Annotated in this window: 24 protein-coding genes; 9 read left to right on the plus strand and 15 right to left on the minus strand. The window is 62.2% G+C overall.

Annotation, left to right across the window (positions count from 1 at the left end; translation table 11 throughout):
• The first annotated feature begins 7 nt into the window (after positions 1-7).
• A complete protein-coding gene (locus XM53_RS20190; protein WP_236544579.1) occupies positions 8-1,072 on the plus strand; it encodes a helix-turn-helix domain-containing protein in 1,065 nt (354 codons plus the stop codon).
• A gap of 178 nt (positions 1,073-1,250) precedes the next feature.
• Here the strand turns inward: XM53_RS20190 and XM53_RS20195 are convergent, their stop codons facing one another.
• From XM53_RS20195 to XM53_RS20255, 13 genes are all read right to left on the minus strand, one after another.
• The gene (locus tag XM53_RS20195; RefSeq protein ID WP_057796620.1) at positions 1,251-1,979 is read right to left on the minus strand and encodes a DUF736 family protein; all 729 of its coding nucleotides are present in this window, start codon (positions 1,977-1,979) and stop codon (positions 1,251-1,253) included.
• A 125-nt stretch (positions 1,980-2,104) separates the two neighbouring features.
• Entirely contained in the window at positions 2,105-2,407 is a 303-nt protein-coding gene (locus XM53_RS20200) for a hypothetical protein (RefSeq protein ID WP_057796645.1), read from the minus strand.
• Positions 2,408-2,507: 100 nt separating this feature from the next.
• Positions 2,508-2,969, minus strand: a complete 462-nt coding sequence (locus tag XM53_RS20205; protein WP_057796621.1) for a DUF6915 family protein — start codon at positions 2,967-2,969, stop codon at positions 2,508-2,510.
• Between the two features lies 1 nt (position 2,970).
• The gene (locus XM53_RS20210; protein WP_057796622.1) at positions 2,971-3,357 is read right to left on the minus strand and encodes a DUF6878 family protein; all 387 of its coding nucleotides are present in this window, start codon (positions 3,355-3,357) and stop codon (positions 2,971-2,973) included.
• Positions 3,358-3,479: 122 nt separating this feature from the next.
• On the minus strand, positions 3,480-7,742 hold the full coding sequence (locus XM53_RS20215; RefSeq protein WP_057796623.1) for a strawberry notch family protein: 4,263 nt from the start codon (positions 7,740-7,742) through the stop codon (positions 3,480-3,482).
• Positions 7,743-7,844: 102 nt separating this feature from the next.
• Positions 7,845-8,150, minus strand: a complete 306-nt coding sequence (locus XM53_RS23810) for an antitoxin PaaA2 family protein (RefSeq protein ID WP_236544580.1) — start codon at positions 8,148-8,150, stop codon at positions 7,845-7,847.
• Between the two features lie 94 nt (positions 8,151-8,244).
• Positions 8,245-8,763 carry a type II toxin-antitoxin system YhaV family toxin gene (locus tag XM53_RS20225; RefSeq protein WP_057796624.1) on the minus strand — a complete coding sequence of 173 codons (519 nt, stop codon included), beginning with the start codon at positions 8,761-8,763 and terminating at the stop codon, positions 8,245-8,247.
• On the minus strand, positions 8,760-9,086 hold the full coding sequence (locus tag XM53_RS20230) for a type II toxin-antitoxin system PrlF family antitoxin (protein ID WP_005668772.1): 327 nt from the start codon (positions 9,084-9,086) through the stop codon (positions 8,760-8,762). The genes XM53_RS20225 and XM53_RS20230 overlap by 4 nt, the downstream gene beginning before the upstream one ends.
• Positions 9,087-9,215: 129 nt before the next feature.
• Positions 9,216-9,866 (minus strand): DUF6927 domain-containing protein, encoded by a 651-nt coding sequence (locus XM53_RS20235; RefSeq protein ID WP_057796625.1) that lies wholly within the window; start codon positions 9,864-9,866, stop codon positions 9,216-9,218.
• On the minus strand, positions 9,866-10,459 hold the full coding sequence (locus XM53_RS20240) for a hypothetical protein (protein ID WP_025042408.1): 594 nt from the start codon (positions 10,457-10,459) through the stop codon (positions 9,866-9,868). Before XM53_RS20240 ends, XM53_RS20235 begins: the two co-directional genes overlap by 1 nt.
• 75 nt (positions 10,460-10,534) lie before the next feature.
• A complete protein-coding gene (locus XM53_RS20245; RefSeq protein ID WP_057796626.1) occupies positions 10,535-12,517 on the minus strand; it encodes a ParB/RepB/Spo0J family partition protein in 1,983 nt (660 codons plus the stop codon).
• Positions 12,518-12,673: 156 nt separating this feature from the next.
• Positions 12,674-13,063 (minus strand): DUF3768 domain-containing protein, encoded by a 390-nt coding sequence (locus tag XM53_RS20250; RefSeq protein ID WP_057796627.1) that lies wholly within the window; start codon positions 13,061-13,063, stop codon positions 12,674-12,676.
• Positions 13,064-13,246: 183 nt separating this feature from the next.
• Complete coding sequence (locus XM53_RS20255) at positions 13,247-13,660, minus strand: MerR family transcriptional regulator (protein WP_153218054.1); 414 nt, start codon at positions 13,658-13,660, stop codon at positions 13,247-13,249.
• Between the two features lie 76 nt (positions 13,661-13,736).
• On the opposite strand from XM53_RS20255, the gene XM53_RS20260 reads away from it, so the two are divergent.
• Genes XM53_RS20260 through XM53_RS20285 form a run of 8 tightly spaced genes read left to right on the plus strand, consistent with a single transcriptional unit; the run spans position 13,737 to position 18,451 of the window.
• Complete coding sequence (locus tag XM53_RS20260; protein WP_007803565.1) at positions 13,737-14,144, plus strand: mercuric transporter MerT family protein; 408 nt, start codon at positions 13,737-13,739, stop codon at positions 14,142-14,144.
• A gap of 15 nt (positions 14,145-14,159) precedes the next feature.
• Entirely contained in the window at positions 14,160-14,462 is a 303-nt protein-coding gene (locus XM53_RS20265) for a heavy-metal-associated domain-containing protein (protein ID WP_040545980.1), read from the plus strand.
• A gap of 30 nt (positions 14,463-14,492) precedes the next feature.
• The gene (locus tag XM53_RS23250) at positions 14,493-14,744 is read left to right on the plus strand and encodes a hypothetical protein (RefSeq protein WP_072629817.1); all 252 of its coding nucleotides are present in this window, start codon (positions 14,493-14,495) and stop codon (positions 14,742-14,744) included.
• Positions 14,741-15,127 carry a mercury resistance system transport protein MerF gene (merF, locus tag XM53_RS20270; protein WP_007803570.1) on the plus strand — a complete coding sequence of 129 codons (387 nt, stop codon included), beginning with the start codon at positions 14,741-14,743 and terminating at the stop codon, positions 15,125-15,127. Before XM53_RS23250 ends, merF begins: the two co-directional genes overlap by 4 nt.
• On the plus strand, positions 15,124-15,261 hold the full coding sequence (locus tag XM53_RS23475) for a hypothetical protein (protein ID WP_007803572.1): 138 nt from the start codon (positions 15,124-15,126) through the stop codon (positions 15,259-15,261). The genes merF and XM53_RS23475 overlap by 4 nt, the downstream gene beginning before the upstream one ends.
• Position 15,262: 1 nt before the next feature.
• Complete coding sequence (gene merA / locus XM53_RS20275) at positions 15,263-16,693, plus strand: mercury(II) reductase (protein WP_057796628.1); 1,431 nt, start codon at positions 15,263-15,265, stop codon at positions 16,691-16,693.
• Positions 16,694-16,715: 22 nt separating this feature from the next.
• Positions 16,716-18,068: a dihydrolipoyl dehydrogenase family protein gene (locus XM53_RS20280; RefSeq protein WP_017467591.1), complete on the plus strand. Its 1,353-nt coding sequence runs from the start codon at positions 16,716-16,718 to the stop codon at positions 18,066-18,068.
• A gap of 56 nt (positions 18,069-18,124) precedes the next feature.
• The gene (locus XM53_RS20285; protein ID WP_040546036.1) at positions 18,125-18,451 is read left to right on the plus strand and encodes a YnfA family protein; all 327 of its coding nucleotides are present in this window, start codon (positions 18,125-18,127) and stop codon (positions 18,449-18,451) included.
• Positions 18,452-18,664: 213 nt separating this feature from the next.
• On the opposite strand, the gene XM53_RS20290 is transcribed toward XM53_RS20285, so the two are convergent.
• On the minus strand, positions 18,665-19,603 hold the full coding sequence (locus XM53_RS20290; RefSeq protein WP_057796629.1) for an ArdC family protein: 939 nt from the start codon (positions 19,601-19,603) through the stop codon (positions 18,665-18,667).
• Positions 19,604-19,644: 41 nt separating this feature from the next.
• Complete coding sequence (locus XM53_RS20295) at positions 19,645-20,130, minus strand: hypothetical protein (protein WP_057796630.1); 486 nt, start codon at positions 20,128-20,130, stop codon at positions 19,645-19,647.
• Between the last annotated feature and the right edge of the window lie 58 nt (positions 20,131-20,188).

Genomic DNA, 20,188 nt, shown 5'->3' on the forward strand with positions numbered 1-20,188 from the left:
AAAGGACTTGGCCGCAGAGACCGGGGTCGCACAGGCGGCGATCTCCAGAGTCGAAAACGGTACAAAGGACGTGCTGTCGCATGAAGAGATTCAGTCGATTGCGCGCTCTTTAGGATTCCCGGTGAGTTTTTTCTTTGAGCAGGAGCCGCTCTACAAAACACCCCTCAGTATCCACGGCGCGGCTTTCCGCAAGAAGTCGGCGGTTTCTGCGAAAGATCAAGGTGCGGTCGTCGCACTGGCAAATCATCTTGTAATGCACTTGCGCAGAATGCTTGAAGCCGTCGACTTGGAGCCCCAGTTTCCATTGCTTCAGTTTGAGGTTGTGGATGACAAGTCGAGCGTCAGCGAACACGCCCGTGCCGTTACTTCTGCAGCCGAAGCGGCTCAAAAGGTTCGAAAGTCGTGGCAGTTGGACGATGGTCCTTTGCCGAATCTCGTCAAGTACATTGAAGCCACCGGTGTGTTCGTGGTTCAGGGCGATTTTGGCGGTGCCGACATTGACGGTGTAACCATCAGACCCCCAGGAATGAAACCGGTGGTGGTTCTAAACGCAGACCGGCCCGCTGATCGAAAGCGGTTTAGCCTTGCCCACGAATACGGCCATGTGATCTTGCATCCCTTCCCCTACGACGCGATGGAAAAGGAAGCCAACGAATTTGCCGCTGAGTTGCTCACTCCTGCCAAAGGGGTGCTACCAGATCTAAAGAAACCGTTGACCATTCCAAGACTTGGGCAATTAAAGCTGAAATGGCGCGTGGCAATGGCAGCATTGATCTACCGAGCTAAAGCGCTGAACGCGATAACCGATCAAGCTGCAACGTCTTTGTACAAGAAGATGAGCTACTACGGCTATCGAACGCGGGAGCCTGATGAGTTCAGCATTGAACATGAACAGGGTTCTTTATCATCTCAGCTCATGGAATTGCACACGGAGGATTTGGGATACTCGTTCGACGAGTTGGCTGACGCTTTAAGAACTTTCCCAACAGAATTGGCGGAGATGCACGGCCTGAAACCGCCAGACCAGCGCCCGAAGCCAAAACTGAAGCTGATCATTGGAAGCGAACTATGATCGATTTTGCACGCTAAGTTGGACGTGTCAGGCACGATACAGACAACCGCAATGGCTTCCGAACCGTCCACTTCTTGTGTTGCAGCTATTCGCTTTCGCACCGTCCAAGTAAACAAGAAGGGGAACCGTGGTCCCACGGCTCCCCTTTCGGTTCAGATCGTCTACTCTCGCGCGCTGATCACGCGACCAGCGACAGCCCCGCGCCTCCGTCCTGCGGCTGCTCACCGCTGTCGATGAACGGGATGATCGAGAAGGTCTGGCCGCCGCGCTGTTCTTCGTTCTGCACGGCGTTGACGCGCAGGTCGCCATCGGGCGTGTTGATCAGCAGCGACAGGTAGTCATTGCCCGTGCGGCTGCTTTTCGCCATCCACGCCGAGCCGACGCGGATCGGTGTGCCCCGGGGCGAGCTGACCTCGATCCGGTAATCCGGGTGGGTCTCCTCGGATTTGTAGCTGTTCTCGATCAGCATGAACTCCAGATCGAACATCATGTTGGCGATGTAGCCGGTGAAGGCGTTGTCGGCGTCCATGGCGGTGAGCTCGCCCGAGATCGAGCCGGATTTCATCAGACCGTTCGAGACCAGCGGGATGATCTCGAATGCGCCGCTCTGGGCGGCGCGCGCCTCTTTCGTCTGCACCGCGTTGACCCGGAACGGGCCCAAGCCGACATCGATCTGCATCGAGATGTAGGGGTTGCCGCTGGTATTGCCGGTCTCGTTCCAGGCCGTGCCGATGCGCACCTTACGGCCCGACTTGTTGATCGCCGTCACGTCGTAATCCGGGCTGCGAGCGGACATCTTGGCCCGTGCCTCGAGCTGGATGGCGATGTCAAAGCGCGTCGAATGGATCATGCCGGTGTACTCGGCGGCTGCGGTCTCGACATTGCGGGTGAGGGTTCCTGCGAACATGGGATGGTTCCTTTTGGATCGGCCGGTGTCTGACGTCCTTGCCAGCGCATCCGGGATTGCTTTCTCGACCCCTTGAGGGATCACAAATCAGAAAGCCTGCTTTCCCTTTCTGCCCCGCCCACGGGTCAGAGCTGCCGTCCGAGTGGGAATGCCCCCACGCCTCCGGGTGCTACGCCCCTCCCCTGCCCGTCTGGTCTTGATTGGCTGCCTGAATTTTCCGCGCCGTCCTCCGATCGCGCGATGAAGAACTCCGCCTCTTTGCCGTTCAACCAGTGCCCTTCCCGGTCGGTCAGGCCGATGCAGCTGCCGTTCGGCTGATAGGTGATGAGGTACTGACCGAGCCGGTCCTTGTGGACAACGTAGCCGGTATTGGCCCAGTGCACGGTCTGGCCGGCATCGACGGCCGCCTTGATGTCATCGAGTGTCATGCGATCCTCCTCAAGAAGAATGGTGGGGAAACGACGCAAGAAGCCCGATCTTCCAACCGGGCTTCCATGCAGTATTCGTTTGGCAAACGGCCGAGAGCTGTCAGGCGCTTTGCGTGGCTTGCGTCGCGCGCGCCGCCATCCAATCCTTCAGGCCAAGAACCGTTCGTCCGGCGGCGACCTCGGAGGCCCAAGCGACCCTTGGGTCGCCGCAGGGCTCATCGCCGACATGGCGGTCGATATGACCATTGGCCATCCATGGCTCGGGCTGGATCCGTAGCAGCCAGTCCGCCATGCTCGGAATGCGGCCCTGGCAGTCTTCACGGATATGCTGCTCGCCGATCCAGCGCACGGGAATGTCCCGACCTGCGCTATTGGTCAGGGACACGCCGAAGACACGTTCGGCCTCGAACAGGCCTTGGGCATGGTGACGCATGGCTCGGTGCGTAAAGAGCGCGAGGTGCTCTTTCGAGGCATCAAACCAATCGTGCACAGCCTGATAGTCAGACGGCACCCCACCGAATTTCCGGGCAGAGCTTTCAGCATGATGAAGCGGATGGGCCATCTCACAGCCCCTCGTCATAGCTGTGCGAGCATTCGACATAGCGGTCCGCATGATCGAGCGTGATGCTGTCGGCTGCTATGTCCCAGGTCAGCGTGCCGTAGCCGCCCTCATTGTTCTCGAACCCCGGGTGATGGTGATAGGCCAGCGACCAGGCGAAGTCGCCAACCTCTGTGGCAAGTGGCTCCGGCAGTTTGACCTCTGCAGGCTGCACCGTCACATCCTCGACATTGCCGGAGTCGCCATAGCCTTCGTATTCGACAGCGACCTCGCTGATGCCAAGCGCACGTAGTTGCGCGAGCAGCTCCACTCTGGATGCCTTCAAGGTGGTTTCACGCTCCGCGCGCCACTGAGCCGCCAGTGCGGCATAGTCCATTTGGGGATTGGTCATGGGTCTGTCCTCTTGTCTGAATTTGGGGGGGCCGGGTATGGCATTGGTCAGCGCGCGCCCGGAAAGCGCGGACCGGCCAAACCCCGATCCGCGACGCCCGGCCCAAAGCCCGCTTTGGCTTTTCAGGCGGCTTGTTCTGCCGCTCTAGCGGCTCGCTGCCCCACGATCCGTGCCAGAATGCTTCCCGTGTCAATCCCGTCCCCATGCGGCAGGAACACCCGCAACTGGAAGGCGATGATCTCCGTGAAACACCCCATGGCCTTGAGACCTTCAATCATGCCCCGATCCGCACCGCCCAGCTCGAGGCGCATCTCGCCTGCGACGCGGCGACGGGTCAGGGTCAGACCCCGGCCCAGATCGACCGGCGCGGTGGTGCCGAGGGCGGCGGTTAACATCTCCTGCGGCGTTTGCGGATTGGAGACGAGGAAGCGGGCGCGCAGCGCGGCCGCCCCTTCCTCGCTCAGCGTGCGCCCGATCATGGCGGCCGCCCCGTCCGGCGTGACCCTGTAGATGCGTTCATTCGTGGTCGGAATATCCTTCCAGATCGGCAACAAGAGCCCAGTCAGCAGGTAGAGCTTGGTCGTGGTGGTTTTTGGCAGGGACGCAGCCTCGGCATCCCAAAGCCTTGCAAACTCGGGCCTTCCGATGTCTTCCCAGGCCGAAGACTCGAACCTTGCCTCTTCAAGATAGCTGGACCCGTTTGGACGCACCGCCTTGCGCATCAGCGTGACAATGTCCTCGTCATACATCTGCATAGGGCGCGCCGAGATGAGCGCCGCGCGACCGGAGGCGCGATTGACCATCGGCAGCTTGTCGGGATTGCGCGACATGGCCTCTTCGGCCCCAAGGACGTGGACCGGGTCGGTGACCTCCAGCCCGATGATCCGCGTCACGGCGCCGGATTTTGGGCAGGTCCAGAGATCCTCCGTGGAGACCTGTTCGATCTTTTCGCCACGCAGGGTTTCGACGCCGAAATCGAGCGTGCCCGCCGCGCGCGCCCGTTCGGTCTGATCAGCGATCCGGCGCATGAACTCGGCAAAGAGTGCGTTCTGCATGTGGATGGGAAGGGCCAGAACCCGGTTGAGAAACCGCTGGATCGGGGGAAGTTCCTCAAGGAGCACCCCGTCCTTGTCGATCAGCCGCAGGGCCGTCCAGTCGGTGAAGCTCTCGTAGCTCATCGCCTCAGCGCGCCCGGCGGCAAGATCGGCGAAATACCCACGTAGTGCGGCCCGTGCGATCGGGCTTTCGAGATTGTCCTCCTCGCGGAACATGCCTTGGGAGCCGGTCTCGCGCTGACCCTTGGTCAAGGCCCCTAGCTGGTCAAGGCGTTTGGCAATCGTCGAGGTGAAACGCTTCTCGCCATGCACATCTGAGGTGCAGACCCGGAAGAAGGGCGCGCTGACCTGAGCCGAGCGATGCGTGCGCCCGAGCCCCTGGATGGCCGCATCCGCGCGCCAGCCGGGCTCCAACAGGTAGTGCCGCCGCCGTTTCTGGTTCTTCGCCGTTTGGGCCGCGTGATAGGACCGGCCCGTGCCGCCTGCATCGGAGAAGATCAGGATATCCTTTTCGCCGTCCATGAAGGCTTGGGTTTCGGATGAATTGCTGCTGGCGCTGCGCTTCTCGATGAAGAGATGGCCGTCCTCGGCCTTGAGGGGCCGGATGGACCGCCCCGTGACCTCGGCTACAGCCTCGTCGCCAAAGGCCCAGAGGATCTGATCCAGCGCCGAAGGGATCGGGGCCAGCGTCATCAACTCCATCATGGCCGCATCGCGCAGGGCGAGCGCCTCGCGCGAGACAACGAGCGCCCCGGTCTCATCCCGTAAAGGTTCCACCACCATATTGCCGTCGATCTCCACGAGCTTTTGAGCATGGATTGGGAAGGCCTGTTCGAGGTAGCCCAGCACGTAGTCACGCGGCGTCAAGGCACCCTCGACGAGTTCATCCTCCGGGTCCATCGTCTCAAGCCGACGCTTCAACAGGCTTTCGCCTGTAGAGACAACCTGGATGACGCAAGCCTTGCCCGCTGCCAGATCGTCCTTGACCGCGCGGATGATGGTCGGGGCTTTCATACCCATCAGGAGATGGTTGAAGAAGCGCTGCTTCGTGCTCTCGAAGCGGGACTTGGCCGAGGCGCGAGCAGCCGAGGCATTGGTCTCTCCCGAAGCATCATTGACGCCGGTCGCAGTCAACGCAGCCTCAAGATTGTGGTGGATCGTGCGAAAGGCTCCTGCATAGGCGTCGTAGATCTCGATCTGGGCCGGGGTGAGCGCGTGTTCGAGCACGTCATATTCCACGCCATCGAAGCTGAGGGCGCGGGCCGTGTAGAGGCCGAGCGTCTTGAGATCACGCGCGACCACCTCCATGGCGGCGACACCGCCTGCTTCCATCGCCGAGACGAAACTCTCGCGGCTCGGGAAGGGGTATTCGGGGCCTTGCCCCCAGAGCCCTAGCCGCGCGGCATAGGCCAGGTTGTGGACGCTCGTGGCGCCCGTGGCCGAGATGTAGAAGACGCGAGCGCGCGGGGCGGCCAGTTGCAGACGCAGGCCCGCGAGGCCCTGCTGGGAGGGTTTGGCCCCCCTGCCCTGCTCGGACCCCGCCGCATTCTGCATGGCATGGGCCTCATCAAAAGCCAGCACGCCGTCGAACCCCTCGCCCATCCAGTCGAGGATCTGGCTGAGCCGCGTGGTGCCGCATTTGCCCGCGGACCGCAGCGTGGCGTAGGTGACGAAGAGGATGCCACAGGTCACGGTGATGGGCTGGTCCGGTTTCCATTTGGAAAGCGGCTGGATGTCGGCAGGCGAGCCGCCAAGATCGGTCCAGTCGCGGATCGCGTCCTCGATAAGCGTGGCGGATTTGGAGACCCAGATCGCCTTCCTGCGCCCGGAAAGCCAGTTCACGAGAATGAGCCCCGCGCATTCGCGGCCCTTGCCGCAACCGGTGCCGTCGCCGAGGAAATAGCCAAGGCGATAGGCACGTGCATCCGGGTCATCATCGGCGCGCGTCAGCTTGGTCTGGTCCTCGTCGATGGTAAACCGCCCCGGCAGGTCACGCCCATGGGCATCATGCGCCATGATGATGGTTTCCAGCTGCGCCTCGGAGAGATGTCCCTCCTCGATCAACCGCGCAGGTAGGCGCAAGTCATCACTACCCGTGTTTGAGGGCACCGGCGGCGCGACAGAGGCCATGGCGATGCTCTCGACGAGCGGCGTGGGATGTTCCTGCGCGCCTGCCATCTCAATCCGCTGCGGTCGGTAGCGCGCATAGATGTCCGAGACCGGCGTGTTGTCACGCGGGATATCAAGGCTCGTGAAAACTAGCGGGACAACGGCATTGGCCCGGGGTTTGGAGGCGGCGACAGGCGCAGCGGCGGTCTTGCGCGGGGCAGATGATGGAACGCTCGACCGAGTATGAGGGATCGCTGCCGCCCGTTGGGCCGGGCGCAGCTCGGGCCGGGTTGCGGCCACGGCGTCGACAAAAGGAAGGGCTTCGTCCAGATCGCACACAATGGCGCGGATCATCTCGCCGTCCTCCTGCACCTTGTCGAAGACCATGAGCTGTGTTTCGACAGAGGTGCCAAGCTTGCGGTAGACCTGCCCCGGCATCGTCAACGCCAAGCGCGGCGTCAGGAGACCGCAGGCGCGTGACCAATGGGCGGCATCGCGTTCGGGTGTGAATCCCGGCGGCATGATAGCCACCAGCCGCCCGCCGGGTGCCAGGCGCTTTGCAGCCGCGATGAGATGTTTGGCGGCGATGTGTTTGTCCCGGGAGCGGTCGACCGAGGAGGCGAAGGGCGGGTTCATCACCACGACGTCGGGTAGAACCGGCGACTGAAGCAGATCGTCGATATGCTCGCCGTCATGGCCTGTGACCTCGCCAGCGAAAACCGCGCGCAGGAGGCGCTGGCGAAAGGGTTCGATTTCATTGAGCACAAGCGTGGCACCGGCCCGGGCGGCGAAAGCAGCCAAGGCACCGGTGCCAGCCGAGGGCTCCAGCACGGTCTCGCCCTTGCGGATCGCTGCGGCCCGCACCGCCATGGTCGCGAATGCCAGCGGTGTGGAAAACTGCTGCAGCCGGATCTGCTGCTCTGACCGGCGCGTTTCCGTCAGAAGCCGTGAGGCAAGCAGCCTTGCAGCGGCGATGTCACCTGAAGCACCTTCCCCACGCAGCAGCACCTGGACAGCCGCGGCCTGCATCAGGTCATATGCCATGCGCCAGTCCCAGGCACCGCCGGCATCGTTGCCATGGAACGTCTCGCGCATGATACGCGCGAGCGCTGAACTGCGCAGGGGCTGGTTGTCGACCTCCGCGCCGATCTGCGCGAGGGCAGAGGCGAGGTCAGGGTAGGAGATCGAGAGAGCCGGGTTTGCCGGTTTGGGCTTGGACATGGGGGTTTCCTTTGGATCAGGGTCTGAGTTCCAAAGGACAAAAAGCCCGCTTTCGCTTTTCAGGGTGACGGGGGTCAGACCGCGCTGACCTCCAAGGCTTGGTCAGGACTTGGGTTCGACCTCCCGTTTCGCATCAATCAATGCCTGTGCGGCCTGCATCACCTGAACTTGAGATGTTCCCGTGCATTCCTCCTCCAGCGCGGCCTGCACCTTCGCGCGAAACCACGCGTCATACGAATTGACATCAGCCGCCACGGAAATGCTCCTCGAGCCGATATCCAGCAGCTTGCCGAGGTCATCGGGCATGTCTGCAACGTGCACAGCAATTGGGAAACGGTGCCCCGTCAGGTCAGGCGCGCATTGCTCCTCTAGCCCGAGGTGCTGCCTATCCTTTTCCGTTTCGTCCATTTTGCTTTCTCCGACCGTATTATCAGCCGATGCTACATCTTCCAGCGGGGCGTCGTAAACGATAATGCCAAAGGGTCACAGCAAGCTGGCCCACTTACCGATCGGGCACCGCTTCAAGGGAAGTTTCGAACCGCTTGCCCGCCGCTGCAGCTTCTTTCAAGAGCGCGTCGAAATTGTCAGGTGGATTGCCATCTTCCAACATCCCTTTGAACGTCGCATAGGCATCCGTCTTGCTGCCATAGGCGCGCAGGGTCTTGTCGTCGTTCACCCAGGCCACCACGATGACCTTCGCATCGCTGTTGAACCGATAGAACAGCCGATACTGCTGGAAGAATTTCGCCCGGAACCAGTGCTTGCGGTGATCGCCGAGTGTGCCGCCTTGCCGGAAGGCGGCGGCACCCGGATCTGCCGGTATGGCCTCGGTGACCAGCTTGAAGATGGCGGCCAGCCGTTTCGTCGGGTTTTTCTTGCGCCAGGTCTTAGGATCGCGTGCCTTACGCGCCTCTACCTCCTCGACCAGCCCTTCGAGCTGGTCCAGAAAGAGCGGATGCGCATAAATCGACCATCCGTTTACGACAAGGGGCGCTTGGGCGGGTACGCTATCGCCGCTCATTCATCCTCAAGCGAAAGCGGCGCATCGAGATCGACGTCAACGTCTCCGACCAGTGCTGCAAGACGGTCATGCAAAGCCCCATCGAACGCCCGAATGCGGTCCGGATGCGCCTTGATATCGGCTTCGACAAAATCGAGAAAGGCTCCGAGCACGGGATCTTCCTCGTCGCTGCGCACGGGCTCGATATAGACCCTGCCACTCGGCTCGGTGCAGTAGCGAATCTGGTCGCCCTTGCCCAGCTTGAGCTGCTTGCGCACACCCGCCGGCACGGTCGTCTGATACCGATCCGTGAGTTTCGAGACATCTTGTGCGAGCGCTGTCATGGCCGTCTCCTGAAAGAAAGGGGGTCTTTGCTGCCTGCGATAGGTAATGCACTTGCATTGCCTTGTCAAGACAAGCCGCAGCATCTGCTGTCGCCGGGCAGGCCGATAAACCGTCCGGCGCAGCACCTATTATCGCCCCGCCAGAAACTCCGCCAGCACTGGGCTGGCCGCACCCTTCGCGGAGCTGAGCAGCTCCGAGCCCGCAAGCGAGGCTTTCGAGAGGCGCACGAGCCCACCGGTTTCCTCGATGCGGTAGCACCGGCGTTTTTGCCGCCCGCGCCTGTAGTGGGTCGCGGTGACGATCTGGCAGGTGCTGCCGTCGGTGAGCGTCACCGGTTTTGCGAGCTTGATCTTGTCACCTTCGTCGTAATCCGGGATCGACGCCCAGTCCCGGCAGCGCTGGCGCCAGTCCTGGGCATAGCTCTCTGGGTCCCTCAATTCCGAGAGCAGCGCCAGAAGGCTGAGCGGAGCGCGCGACTCGTTCGGGCCAGCGCTTTCCTCCATGTCCTTGTAGCCCCAGCAGCCCTCATCGTATCGGGTAAGGAATACGGCGGCGAAAGTGATGGAACCATCCGCATCGGTGACATAGGTCGTGTCTTCGACAGGGGTGCCGTCGATATTTGTGACCTTTGCCGCCGCATACCAAGTCGAACCCACCTTGCAGGCTTTGACCAGTTCCGTCTTGCGCCTTTCGCCCTCGAAGGTGCACAGCCGAGCAATCTCCGCTTTCTCATCCGCGTAGGTCTGGACGCGGCCGTCGGTGTAGAAGAGCCAACCCATTACGCCGCCCTCCGGTCATCGATTTCCATCAGCGCATCGAGCGGCACGCGGTAGGGCTGCATGGCGTCGAAATCCTCGCAATTGCCACAGTTCTGCACGATCGCGAAGGTGTCGCAGGCATCCTTGAGGATGACCCGGAAGGTGCCGCCGAGGCCCGAGGGCACTTCGTAGGTTCCGCCGATGAGATAGTCCGAGGCCCGGCGCACGAAGACGCGGATGCTGTGGCCATCGGTGGCGAGCCGGATCGCACCCCGCCCCCGGTCGATGAGCACCTGCACGTCATCCAGGATGTCGGTGTAGAACTGGCCGGTCAGGTCGCGGAACGCCATGCGGCGCTGCGCCATCCAGTCGGTGTCGCGAAACGGGTTCATGCCGTCCGCGAAGGCGAAGGAGGGATCGGCCTGTTCGGTGGTGACGATACGGGTGGTCGTGCCATCGATGCCATTTGAGCGCAGATGCACACCATTGCCGACGATGAGGATCAGGGCGGGCCTGTCCACCGGGCCGTTCCAGTTGGGCAGGAAGGTTTTGCAGGCGCGCGCATGTGCGATTTGAGCCGCGACCGCCGAGGCAGAGAACTTGAGAATAGCCATGGGGGTGTCTTTCCGTTGGGTGTGGGGGGTCGACCCGCGCGGGCGGCATGGCCCACGCGCGGGTCACTTGATGCATCAGGCCGCTTGCGCGACCTCGCTGGCAGGCTCCGGAGTTTCCACGGTGGGCTCCGCCTCATCACAGGCGCCACCCGCGGTCTGCATCATCGGCGGGCACCAGGCGGCCACGGCAGCGCGCTGCGCGTCCGTGAGCGTGGCGAAAGGCTCGGCGAAGAGCTTGTCGCAAAAGGCGACGATCTCCTTCTTGCTCGACGAGGCCAGCGTCACCGCCTCCTGGGCCAGGCCCAAATCCTCGCCGAGGATCTTCAGGAGCCAGGCCTTCTTGAAGCGGTTGAAGAGCGCCGCATTCGGCGTCCAATGCGCCCGGATGTCGGGCATGATCTCGATCTCGAAGTCATGCATCAGGCTGTCGCGCTGGCGGTCCCGTGCGAAGCAGGACTGCGTCGTGCTGGCGGTCGCATAGGCGACGAGCTTGGCCTTCTCCCCTGCCTCCAGCGCGCGAAACGCCGCGAACTGATCGGCGGGCGCGCGGGCGTCATCGAGCCACGAGAGATCAAGCGCATCATGCGCCGCCGCCACCTGCTCGAGCGAGGTCTCGTCGATCTCGTCCATCTTGGCATGGCTGCGGTATTCCTTGCGGGCATCGATCTTGATCGCCTGCGTGACACTCATGCCGCTGGCCAGAACATCACTGACCAGCTTGAAGAGCGTCAGATCGAGCGTGGCCTCCGGATGCAGCGCCATCGCGGCGCCGAGGGCCATGGCCCGCTCGGTCTTGAGGTCCTCGGCCAGCGAGGCCGGGTAGGTGATTTCGCCCGGGTCCGGGGCCTCCTCCCCGGTTGGGCTAGCCGAGGAGCCGCGCGCGCCCTCCTCTTTGACGGTGTCTTCCGGGCGGACGAGGCCCACATGGAGCGTGATCTGCCCACCCTGCCACGAGGCGATCACCCCAGACCGCGCGAGGTCCTCGGCGCTGTAGGCCTCCTGCAGATCGCGGGCTTCCTCTTCCAAGGCATCCACGCGATCGTAAAGCGCGTTGTAGGCACCGTCCTCGAGCCCCTCATCCTCCATCTCGAGCTGCAATTTCTCAAGCTCGGCGGTGATCTCATCGATGCGCTTCTGGGCAGCCTCATCCGGCTCGATCGGGCCGGGATAGACGCGGCCGTAGTCGGCCATGGTCGCGTAATCATAGCGCACCATCGCATCGGCCCAGGCAAAGCCCAGCCTCATACGGGCCTCTTCGGCAGCGGCACCGAGCTTCTCGAGCAGGATGGTCTCGACCAGAGCCGCATCCTCAAGCACGGAATGCTCATCCAGCAGATCGGCTGCGACGGCACCGCCACGCGCCTCGTAGTCCGCGCGCACGAAAGCCCCGATATCGTCGCTGACCTGCACGCCGCGGGATTTGAGGGCCTGACGGACGGTATAGGCCTGCAGATAGCCGCCGTCCTTCGTGAGCGCCTCGAAGACCTCGCGCTGCGCCTCCTGGCTTGGATGCTCAGCAAAGGCCTTCATCGTGTCGAGCGTGATCACCTTGCCCCGAGCCGCGGCGCGGATGTCGGGGTGGATCAGGCCATAACGCAACCGGCCTTTCACGGCCGCCACCGTGGTGCCGAAGGTCTTTGCGATCGTCTCGGGCGTTTGGCCATCGACCTCCATCATCCGAGCGAAAGCCTCGAACTCGTCAATGGCGTTCATCGGCGCCTGGGTGACGTTCTCGGCGAGCGACAGCGCCGTGGTGACGTCGCAGTCTTCCGGCACGAGGCGGCAGTCCACCTTGGTCTTCGCCGTGAAGCCCTTGATGGCCTTGTCAGCGACCAGCTCCTTTAGCGCGGCATGCCGCCGGCCACCGGCCAGCACGGCGTATTTGCCGTCGATCTTCTGGACGAGGAGTGGCTGGAGCAGGCCCAGCACAGCGATACTGGCCTTCAGATGCGCGATGTTCTCGGGGTCATAGGTTTCCGGCGCGTTGCTGCGCACATTGGCAGGATGCGGGACCAGATCGCCGATGGCGACGGTGAGAGGGGCAAAGTTCGTGGTCATGGGGTATCCTTCCAGGTGGGTGAGGTGGGGCCCGCGCCTTCACGCGCGTGTCCAATCCCCGGCTTCAGGGATCACTACGACAAAAGGCCCACTTTCCCTTTGAGGGGTCAGCGGGCCTTCATCGTCTCAGATGTCAGGGGGGAGGAGTCCCCTGCCCTACCAGTCGCGCGCCAGCATGATGGTCAGCACGCGCATGGTGGTGGCGGGATTGTCCGGGGTCTCAGCCCCGTAGCGGAAATCCGAATCTGCCTCATAGAGATCGATTTTCCAGAACACGGTCTCTCCCCGGATCTCGACCGCCCCGAAATCGTGCCAGCCTTCCGGGTCATTCTCAGGCTCGAATGTCTCGAACTCACCGGTCGCCTTCACCGCCTCGGCCATGAAGCCGTCACCGGCCTCCATAAGCGCGCGGGTGACATGCATGCGGCCCTGGATGGGCTGCGCGGGCGGCACCCCAAGGCACGCGAGCTTGCGAAACGCGTCGTTTTGCGCCGCGATCACGGTCGGATCCGGACGGTCTGGCTGGGGTTGAACATTCATGGACATGGGGATCTCCTTTGAGAGGTTTGAAACACCCTTCTCAAAGCCCACTTTTCCTTTTCCGCTTGGCGGAGGAACCCGGTCCAAACCTGCCCGAACCAAACAGTTCCAATAGTCCGCTCTGCGGACTTTTCGGGCTTTCGCTGCGCCGTTCACGAAGGTCCGTTGCCCCCTCTTCTTTAGGGTGGACTAAGCATCGAGTAACGCATCGATCACCGCGCATTCTGGGGCAGCATCGCCGGTGCATCGCGCAACAGTGTCCGACAGGACGCGCTCGATGCGCTGCAGATCGGCAATCTTGGCCTGAACGTCAGTCAGATGATCTTCGGCGATGATCTGCACCTCGGCGCATGTCCGGGATCGGTCATCGACCAGCCCAAGCAGCCCGCGAACCTCTTCGAGAGAAAAGCCTAGATCGCGGGACCGCATGACGAATTTCAGCCGCTTGACGTGGGCATCGTCGTAGCTTCGGTAGCCCTTCGTACTGCGCGGCGGGTCCGGCATGATCCCGATTTTCTCGTAATAGCGAATGGTTTCCAGGTTGCAGCCCGTTGCGCGGGCCAAATCGCCCCGCCGAATTGATCTCACGCTTGTGTTACTCATTGTGCCGAAAAATCCCTTGAGCCTGTATCAACTACAGACCCTAGAACGGTGGAAACATCTGTTCAAGGAAGATTCGATGGAACAACATTTGGCGGAACTTCCGCAATCTCAGTCGCAGAAAATTGGCGACGAAACCACCAAGGGATGGGGCGTGACCGGCCTCGGCGTCCTCGGTGCGCTGGCGATGACTTCTTGCTGCATCCTTCCATTGGTGCTGGTCAGCTTTGGCGTGACAGGCGTGTTCATCGCGCAGCTCGGGGCGCTCTATGCCTACAAATGGTACACCTTCGCGCTGAGCGCCGCGTTTTTGGGATACGGCTTCTACAAGGCTTACAAGCCTGTAGATGCCGAGGCCTGTGCCGATGGCACCTGCGCCCGCCCCATCGACCGCCGCATCATGCGCGCAACCCTCTGGGCCGCTTCCGCGATTGTCGCTGTCGCCATGATCTTTCCCTACATCACCCCCTTCATCCTGAAATTCTGAACGAGGACCATGACCATGAAGCATCTCCTGTTATCCGCCCTGGCCATCGTCGCACTCTCGACCCCGGCCCTCGCTGAAGAGCGCCAGGTCGAGATCGCCGTCAGCGAACTGACATGCCCGTCCTGTTCGTTCATTGTTGCCAGCTCGATGCGCGGTGTTCCGTCGGTCGAGATCGCCGCATTCGAGGACGGCCCCGAATACGGGCAGGGTGTTTACAGCGTGACCTACGATGACGCCGAAACTTCCATCGAAAGCATCATCGGCGCGGTGACGGCCAATGGCTATCCGGCGCAGGTGCTGCCCGACACAGCCTCCTGAGCCGCCTGCAATGCGTGACAATCTCCTGCAATGCGTGACAATCTGATGGGTGGCCTGCTGGCCTTCGGAATAGCAGCTCCGGTCGTGGTCGTCTGCTGCGGCGGCGGAACTGCCGTGCTTGCAGCGTTGTTCGGCGGCGTTGGGGCTTGGCTCTCTGGAATGAGTGGCATTGCCGTGCTGGTTTTGGCGGGTCTGACCTACCTGATCGTCCGCGCACTGCGTCGTTCGCAAATGAAACGCGCCTCCGGCCCCGACCCATCACAAAGAAAGACGGCTCCTTGACTGACACACCTGAAAATTCCGACCGTCTGCTGAAATGGGGGCTTGGCGGTGCGCTCTTCGCCGCGCTCTGCTGCTTTACACCGCTTCTGGTCGTCATCGTCGCTGGCGTCGGATTGTCGGCCCTCACGGGCTGGCTCGATTACGCCCTGTTCCCGCTGCTGTTTTTCAGCCTCGCCGTGGTGGCACAGGCCCTTTGGCTGCGCGCTGGCAAACCGGGACCGGCCCCGAAACTTTGGGCCACCGGCCTCGCGGTGGCCCTGTCGATCCTGATCATTCTTCTCGAATTCAGGTTCGCAATACGGATCACAATCGGCGTTTTCGCCGCCACAGCACTCTACGCGGTTCTCCTGAACCGTGCGCAAAAGAAAGGATCGCTCTTATGATGATGGGATGTTGCACCGCCACCGGCATGGTCTTCGGCCTCCTCGGCATGTTGACACCGCTGATCGCCATCGGCGCGGTCATATATCTGCTCGCCGCCAGACCAAAAGACCCCGAACATGGCGAGGCGCGCTGAGATGAAAGACCTGAACAAAAACGACGATGAACAGGGCGGCTATGACCTGATCGTTCTTGGGGCCGGATCGGCGGGGTTCTCCGCCGCAATTACCGGCGCGGATGCCGGAAAGCGTGTCGCCCTCGTAGGACATGGCACCATCGGCGGAACTTGCGTCAACGTGGGATGCGTGCCCTCCAAGGCGATGATCCGTGCGGCAGAGGCCGTGCACTGTGCGGGGGCTGCCAAGCGGTTCCCCGGCCTGTCGGGACGGGCACAAGTGGATGATTGGCAGACGCTCGTTCAGTCCAAGGACGATCTGGTCACGACCCTGCGCCAGAAGAAATACGCGGACCTTCTGCCGGAATATGAGGATGTCGATTACATCGACGCCGGTCCCGCGCGGCTGATCGAAGGTGGCGTGACAGTCGGTGAGCGAACCCTGAAAGCACCGAGGACCATCATCGCCACGGGCGGGCGTCCCGTTCTGCCGACCATCGACGGCATCGAGGAAATCGGCGCGCTCAACAGCACCAGTCTTCTGGAACTCGAAGTACTGCCGAAAAGCCTGATCTTCATCGGCGCGGGCTACATCGGCGCGGAGCTGGCCCAGATGATGAGCCGCATGGGCGTGAAGGTCACGCTTGTCGCCCGTTCGCATCTGTTGCCCGGCGCGGAACCAGAGGTCTCGGAGGCATTGGCGGCGGCGTTCGAGGCCGAAGGCATCACCCTTCTGACCGGGTTAAGCTACGACACTGTGCGCCGCGACGACGCGGGCGTGACACTGCGCGTGATCCAGAACGGAAAGCCTGTCGAAGTGACGGCGGATCACCTCGTTTCGACCGCTGGCAGGCGGGCCAATACCAAAGATATGGGCCTGGACGCAATCGGCGTGGAAACCGACGCGCGTGGGTCCATCGTCGTCGGCGAGGACATGCAGACATCGGTGCGCGGCATCTATGCCGCAGGCGATGTGACCGACCGCGACCAGTTCGTCTATATGGCGGCCTATGGTGCAAAGCTCGCGGCCAAAAATGCGGTTCTCGGCGAAGACCATCGCTACGACAACGCCGCGATGCCCTGGGTGGTGTTTTCCGACCCGCAGGTCGCGGGCGTCGGTCTCGGTGAAGCCCAGGCGCGGGACGCGGGCCTCGACGTCAAGACGTCCATCGTACCGCTCGATCAGGTGCCGCGCGCACTGGCCGCACGCGACACGCGCGGATTGATCAAGCTGGTGGCGGACAGAAAGTCCGACCGGCTGCTTGGCGGCCAGATCATCGCGCCCGAGGGGTCCGATACGATCCAGACCCTCGTTATGGCGCTGAAGTTTGGCATGACCACAAAGGCGCTCGGGGAGACGATCTTCCCCTATCTGACGACCGTGGAAGGGCTGAAGCTGGCGGCGCAAACCTTCGATATGGACGTGGCAAAGTTGAGCTGCTGCGCCGGATGAAGATCAGGACAAGGACCGGAGAATGAATGAAGACTACGACCTGATCGTCATCGGGGCGGGCATGGCGGGCGTGGCCGCGGCCAACAAATGTGGCGCGGCAGGATGGCGTGTCGCCATTGTCGATGCGCTGCCCTACGGCGGCACCTGCGCATTGCGCGGCTGCGATCCAAAGAAAATCCTGCGGCGCGGTGCGGAAATCATGGACGCGGCACGGCTCATGCAGGGCAAGGGGATCGATCCCGGTGATCTGTCGATCAACTGGGCCGATCTGATGGCACACAAGCGTGGCTTCACCGATCCCGTGCCGGACAAGATGGAAAAGGGCCTGTCGGGCAACGGCGTCGAAACCCTGCATGGAGCCGCGCGGTTCACGGGAAGCAACACGCTGGAGGTCGATGGAACGGCATATCAGTCGGAACGGTTCCTCGTGGCCGCCGGTGCCATGCCCAGGCCGCTGAGCTTCACAGGGGCCGATCTCGTGATCGACAGCACGGATTTCCTCAACCTGGAGGCCCTTCCCAATCGGGTTCTTTTTATCGGTGGCGGCTTCGTGTCCTTCGAGTTTGCGCATATCGCCGCACGGGCCGGAGCCAACCCGATCATCGTGGATCGTGGCGCCCGGCCCTTACGCGGCTTCGATCCCGATCTGGTCGAAATGCTGATCGACCGCAGCGGCGGTATCGGCGTGGACCTGATGCGCGAAACCGAAATCGTATCGGTCTCGGAAGCCAGTAGAGCATTCACTGTCGAGGTGAAGTCGGGCGATGAAACCCGAACAATCGAAACCGATCTGGTCGTGCATGGCGCGGGCCGTGTGGCAGCCCTGGCCGATCTGAATCTTGAGGCGGCTGGTGTTGATTACAGCGACAAGGGCATCGTTGTAGCCCCGCATCTGCAAAGCACGACAAACAGCGCGGTCTTTGCCGCCGGAGATTCCGCCGACACCGATGGCATGCCGCTGACGCCAGTCGCAGTGATCGAAGGGAAGGTCGCGGCCTCCAACATGCTCAAAGACACTCAGACCGCACCGGATTATGCCGGTATTCCTACAGCCGTTTTCACAGTCCCGGAAGTGGCGCGTGTCGGCATGTTGGAAAGTGAGGCAAGGGACGCCGGGTATGATGTCGATGTTCGGTTCACCGACACTGGCGATTGGTATTCGAACTACCGGATCGGCGAGACCTCTGCTGCCGCGAAGGTCCTCGTGGACAAGTCGAACGGCAAGATCCTCGGCGCGCACCTGTTCGGCCCGGAATACGGCGAACTGATCAATTTCTTCGGGCTGGCAATCAAGCTGGGCCTGGCGGCCAAGCAACTTAAGTCGATGACGGCGGCCTATCCAAGTGTTGGATCGGATTTGGGCTCGCTTCTCTGAATTTGAAAGATTTTTCGCAATAGACCCGATCCTCCTCGGAACGTATGTCTGGCCCGATGAAGACGGTTCTTATCTACTTCGCCGCTGCGCTGGCCGAAATTGCCGGATGCTTTGCTTTCTGGGCCTGGTTCCGGCTGGACAAGAGCGTGTTTTGGTTGGCACCGGGCATGCTGTCCCTTGCCGCTTTCGCCTGGCTACTGGCGCTCAGCCCCGCCGATCAGGCGGGCCGCGCCTATGCAGTCTACGGTGGCGTTTACATCGTATCGTCCCTGCTGTGGCTATGGGGCGTAGAAGGGCATCGCCCGGATCAATGGGATGTAGTTGGAGCGGTCATTTGCCTTGTCGGTGCGGGTATTATTCTCTGGGCACCGCGCAGTATTTGAGAGGCAGCCGCAGACGGGGTGAAGCGCTGAATCGTTCGATTAGATCGCCTTTTGGTTCACGCGTTCCGACAACTCGGCGCTGCTTTCCCTCCGCATCGCGGCTGCGATCAAGCAGGTTTTCTACCGCCCTCGAAAGCAGCGATACATCCTTTACGCAGCATCGGTCAAAGTGGGCTCGAAGCTGCCATTTTCTGCGTTGCGGAAGAGCATAGGTCATGCTGCCTCAGCGCCCTCCCCTGCCCTGCACGCCTCCGATCTGGCGATCAGATAGTCGCAGGCCCGCTGCGCGTCCGCGGCGTGCCGGAAGATTGCGCCCTTGTCCGACCGAAGAACGCGCAACCAGTTGTGGAGGTAGGCGGCATTCATCTCGAGCGTATGCGCGGTAAAGCCCAGCGTCTGACCCAGGAACACCGAGGTCAATTCCGCGACGATCTCCTCGCGAGCATAGGACGTGTTGCCAAACTTCGAGAACCCGAAATCGCGGTTCAGCCGATGGGGGGCTTTTGTGGCATGGGCCAGCTCATGGGCCCAGACCCCGTAGAAATTGCGCGGGTCCTGAAACCGCGTGATGGACGGCATGTAGACCTTGTCCACGGGCGGCAGGTAGTAGGCTTCCCTGCCGGTAAAGACGGTCGTGATGTCGATGGCGTCGAAAAACGCCTGCATATGCGGGATGGGCTCGGACGGCGGATGCTCGGGCACGGGCTCCGGGTCGGGGAAGAAGCTGTCGGGCAAGCCCTCGATCTGGCAGGCATTGAACACGCGGTAGGATTTCTGAAAGCGGAAGATGCGGGCTTGCTCGGAGCGAACATCCCCGTCGCTGCCGTCGTTCTCGCCGTCGGCGCCTTTCTGGCTTTGGCCGTAATAGACGACGACAGAGGACTTCTCGCCCTTGCGAACCTTTGCGTCCAAGGCATTGGCCTGCGGCAGCGTCATCCAGAAGGGAGAGCTGTGGCCCGCCATCACGGTCCGCATGGTCAGCAGGAAGTTGTTCACCCCCTGGTAGGGCTCACCGCCCACGCGCAGGGGGCGTGAGCTGCCGCCTGCGGTCCAGGGCTTGCGCCATGGCAGGACGCCGCGCTCGATGATGCGGATGATTTCGTTTGTGATGACCTCTGAGGCATCGAATTTGGGCGTACGGGATCGGGCCATGGCTGGCCTCCTTTTCGAGTTTTGGTGAGAGGGAGTGGTGACTAGGTTGACCGACAGGGGCGCGGATCGTTGGCGATCCTGCCACCGAGGGCTTCGACCATGTCGATGTAGGTGGTCAGCGACACGGACTTGCCGGGACCCGAAGAGTCAGGGTCGACCGATCCGTCCCGCGTCACCCGCGGCAGGTTCGCGAAGGCGATGACATCAGTGACGAGTCGGATATCGATGAACGGCGTGCCACGTGCGACCGCAAGAGTGGCCAAGGGAAAGCGCTCGATCGGCGCGAAGGTCGACACGGTGGTCCAACCGAGATGGAGGAATGTCCCACCCTCCCCGCAGATCACATGCGCGTTTGGCAATGACGCCGCCTGCTTCAGATAGCCGAGATCACGCAGGACGGTCTGGCGTTCGAGCCGCTGTGCCAGCGCCCTCTGGCCAGTTCGGCGCAGCTCTCTATGCCGCCACCAGGAGGCGGCGGTTGCGCGGAGCACGCGCAAGACACCTGATTGCATAGGAATGCCCTTCATCCGGAACGGCAGACCGGAACCCGGCCCGGACCCATCTGAGGGACCCCAAAGGCCCTCA

It is taken from the genome of Roseovarius atlanticus, from assembly GCF_001441615.1.
Classification (GTDB): Bacteria; Pseudomonadota; Alphaproteobacteria; order Rhodobacterales; family Rhodobacteraceae; genus Roseovarius; species Roseovarius atlanticus.

Bases quoted from the DNA above. Each gene is read 5' to 3' on its own strand.
- XM53_RS20195 (WP_057796620.1), bottom strand. From the start codon at position 1,979: ATGTTCGCAGGAACCCTCACCCGCAATGTCGAGACCGCAGCCGCCGAG.
- XM53_RS20200 (WP_057796645.1), bottom strand. From the start codon at position 2,407: ATGACACTCGATGACATCAAGGCGGCCGTCGATGCCGGCCAGACCGTG.
- XM53_RS20205 (WP_057796621.1), bottom strand. From the start codon at position 2,969: ATGGCCCATCCGCTTCATCATGCTGAAAGCTCTGCCCGGAAATTCGGT.
- XM53_RS20210 (WP_057796622.1), bottom strand. From the start codon at position 3,357: ATGACCAATCCCCAAATGGACTATGCCGCACTGGCGGCTCAGTGGCGC.
- XM53_RS20215 (WP_057796623.1), bottom strand. From the start codon at position 7,742: ATGTCCAAGCCCAAACCGGCAAACCCGGCTCTCTCGATCTCCTACCCT.
- XM53_RS23810 (WP_236544580.1), bottom strand. From the start codon at position 8,150: ATGGACGAAACGGAAAAGGATAGGCAGCACCTCGGGCTAGAGGAGCAA.
- XM53_RS20225 (WP_057796624.1), bottom strand. From the start codon at position 8,763: ATGAGCGGCGATAGCGTACCCGCCCAAGCGCCCCTTGTCGTAAACGGA.
- XM53_RS20230 (WP_005668772.1), bottom strand. From the start codon at position 9,086: ATGACAGCGCTCGCACAAGATGTCTCGAAACTCACGGATCGGTATCAG.
- XM53_RS20235 (WP_057796625.1), bottom strand. From the start codon at position 9,866: ATGGGTTGGCTCTTCTACACCGACGGCCGCGTCCAGACCTACGCGGAT.
- XM53_RS20240 (WP_025042408.1), bottom strand. From the start codon at position 10,459: ATGGCTATTCTCAAGTTCTCTGCCTCGGCGGTCGCGGCTCAAATCGCA.
- XM53_RS20245 (WP_057796626.1), bottom strand. From the start codon at position 12,517: ATGACCACGAACTTTGCCCCTCTCACCGTCGCCATCGGCGATCTGGTC.
- XM53_RS20250 (WP_057796627.1), bottom strand. From the start codon at position 13,063: ATGTCCATGAATGTTCAACCCCAGCCAGACCGTCCGGATCCGACCGTG.
- XM53_RS20255 (WP_153218054.1), bottom strand. From the start codon at position 13,660: ATGAGTAACACAAGCGTGAGATCAATTCGGCGGGGCGATTTGGCCCGC.
- XM53_RS20260 (WP_007803565.1), top strand. From the start codon at position 13,737: ATGGAACAACATTTGGCGGAACTTCCGCAATCTCAGTCGCAGAAAATT.
- XM53_RS20265 (WP_040545980.1), top strand. From the start codon at position 14,160: ATGAAGCATCTCCTGTTATCCGCCCTGGCCATCGTCGCACTCTCGACC.
- XM53_RS23250 (WP_072629817.1), top strand. From the start codon at position 14,493: ATGCGTGACAATCTGATGGGTGGCCTGCTGGCCTTCGGAATAGCAGCT.
- XM53_RS23475 (WP_007803572.1), top strand. From the start codon at position 15,124: ATGATGATGGGATGTTGCACCGCCACCGGCATGGTCTTCGGCCTCCTC.
- merA (WP_057796628.1), top strand. From the start codon at position 15,263: ATGAAAGACCTGAACAAAAACGACGATGAACAGGGCGGCTATGACCTG.
- XM53_RS20280 (WP_017467591.1), top strand. From the start codon at position 16,716: ATGAATGAAGACTACGACCTGATCGTCATCGGGGCGGGCATGGCGGGC.
- XM53_RS20285 (WP_040546036.1), top strand. From the start codon at position 18,125: ATGAAGACGGTTCTTATCTACTTCGCCGCTGCGCTGGCCGAAATTGCC.
- XM53_RS20290 (WP_057796629.1), bottom strand. From the start codon at position 19,603: ATGGCCCGATCCCGTACGCCCAAATTCGATGCCTCAGAGGTCATCACA.
- XM53_RS20295 (WP_057796630.1), bottom strand. From the start codon at position 20,130: ATGAAGGGCATTCCTATGCAATCAGGTGTCTTGCGCGTGCTCCGCGCA.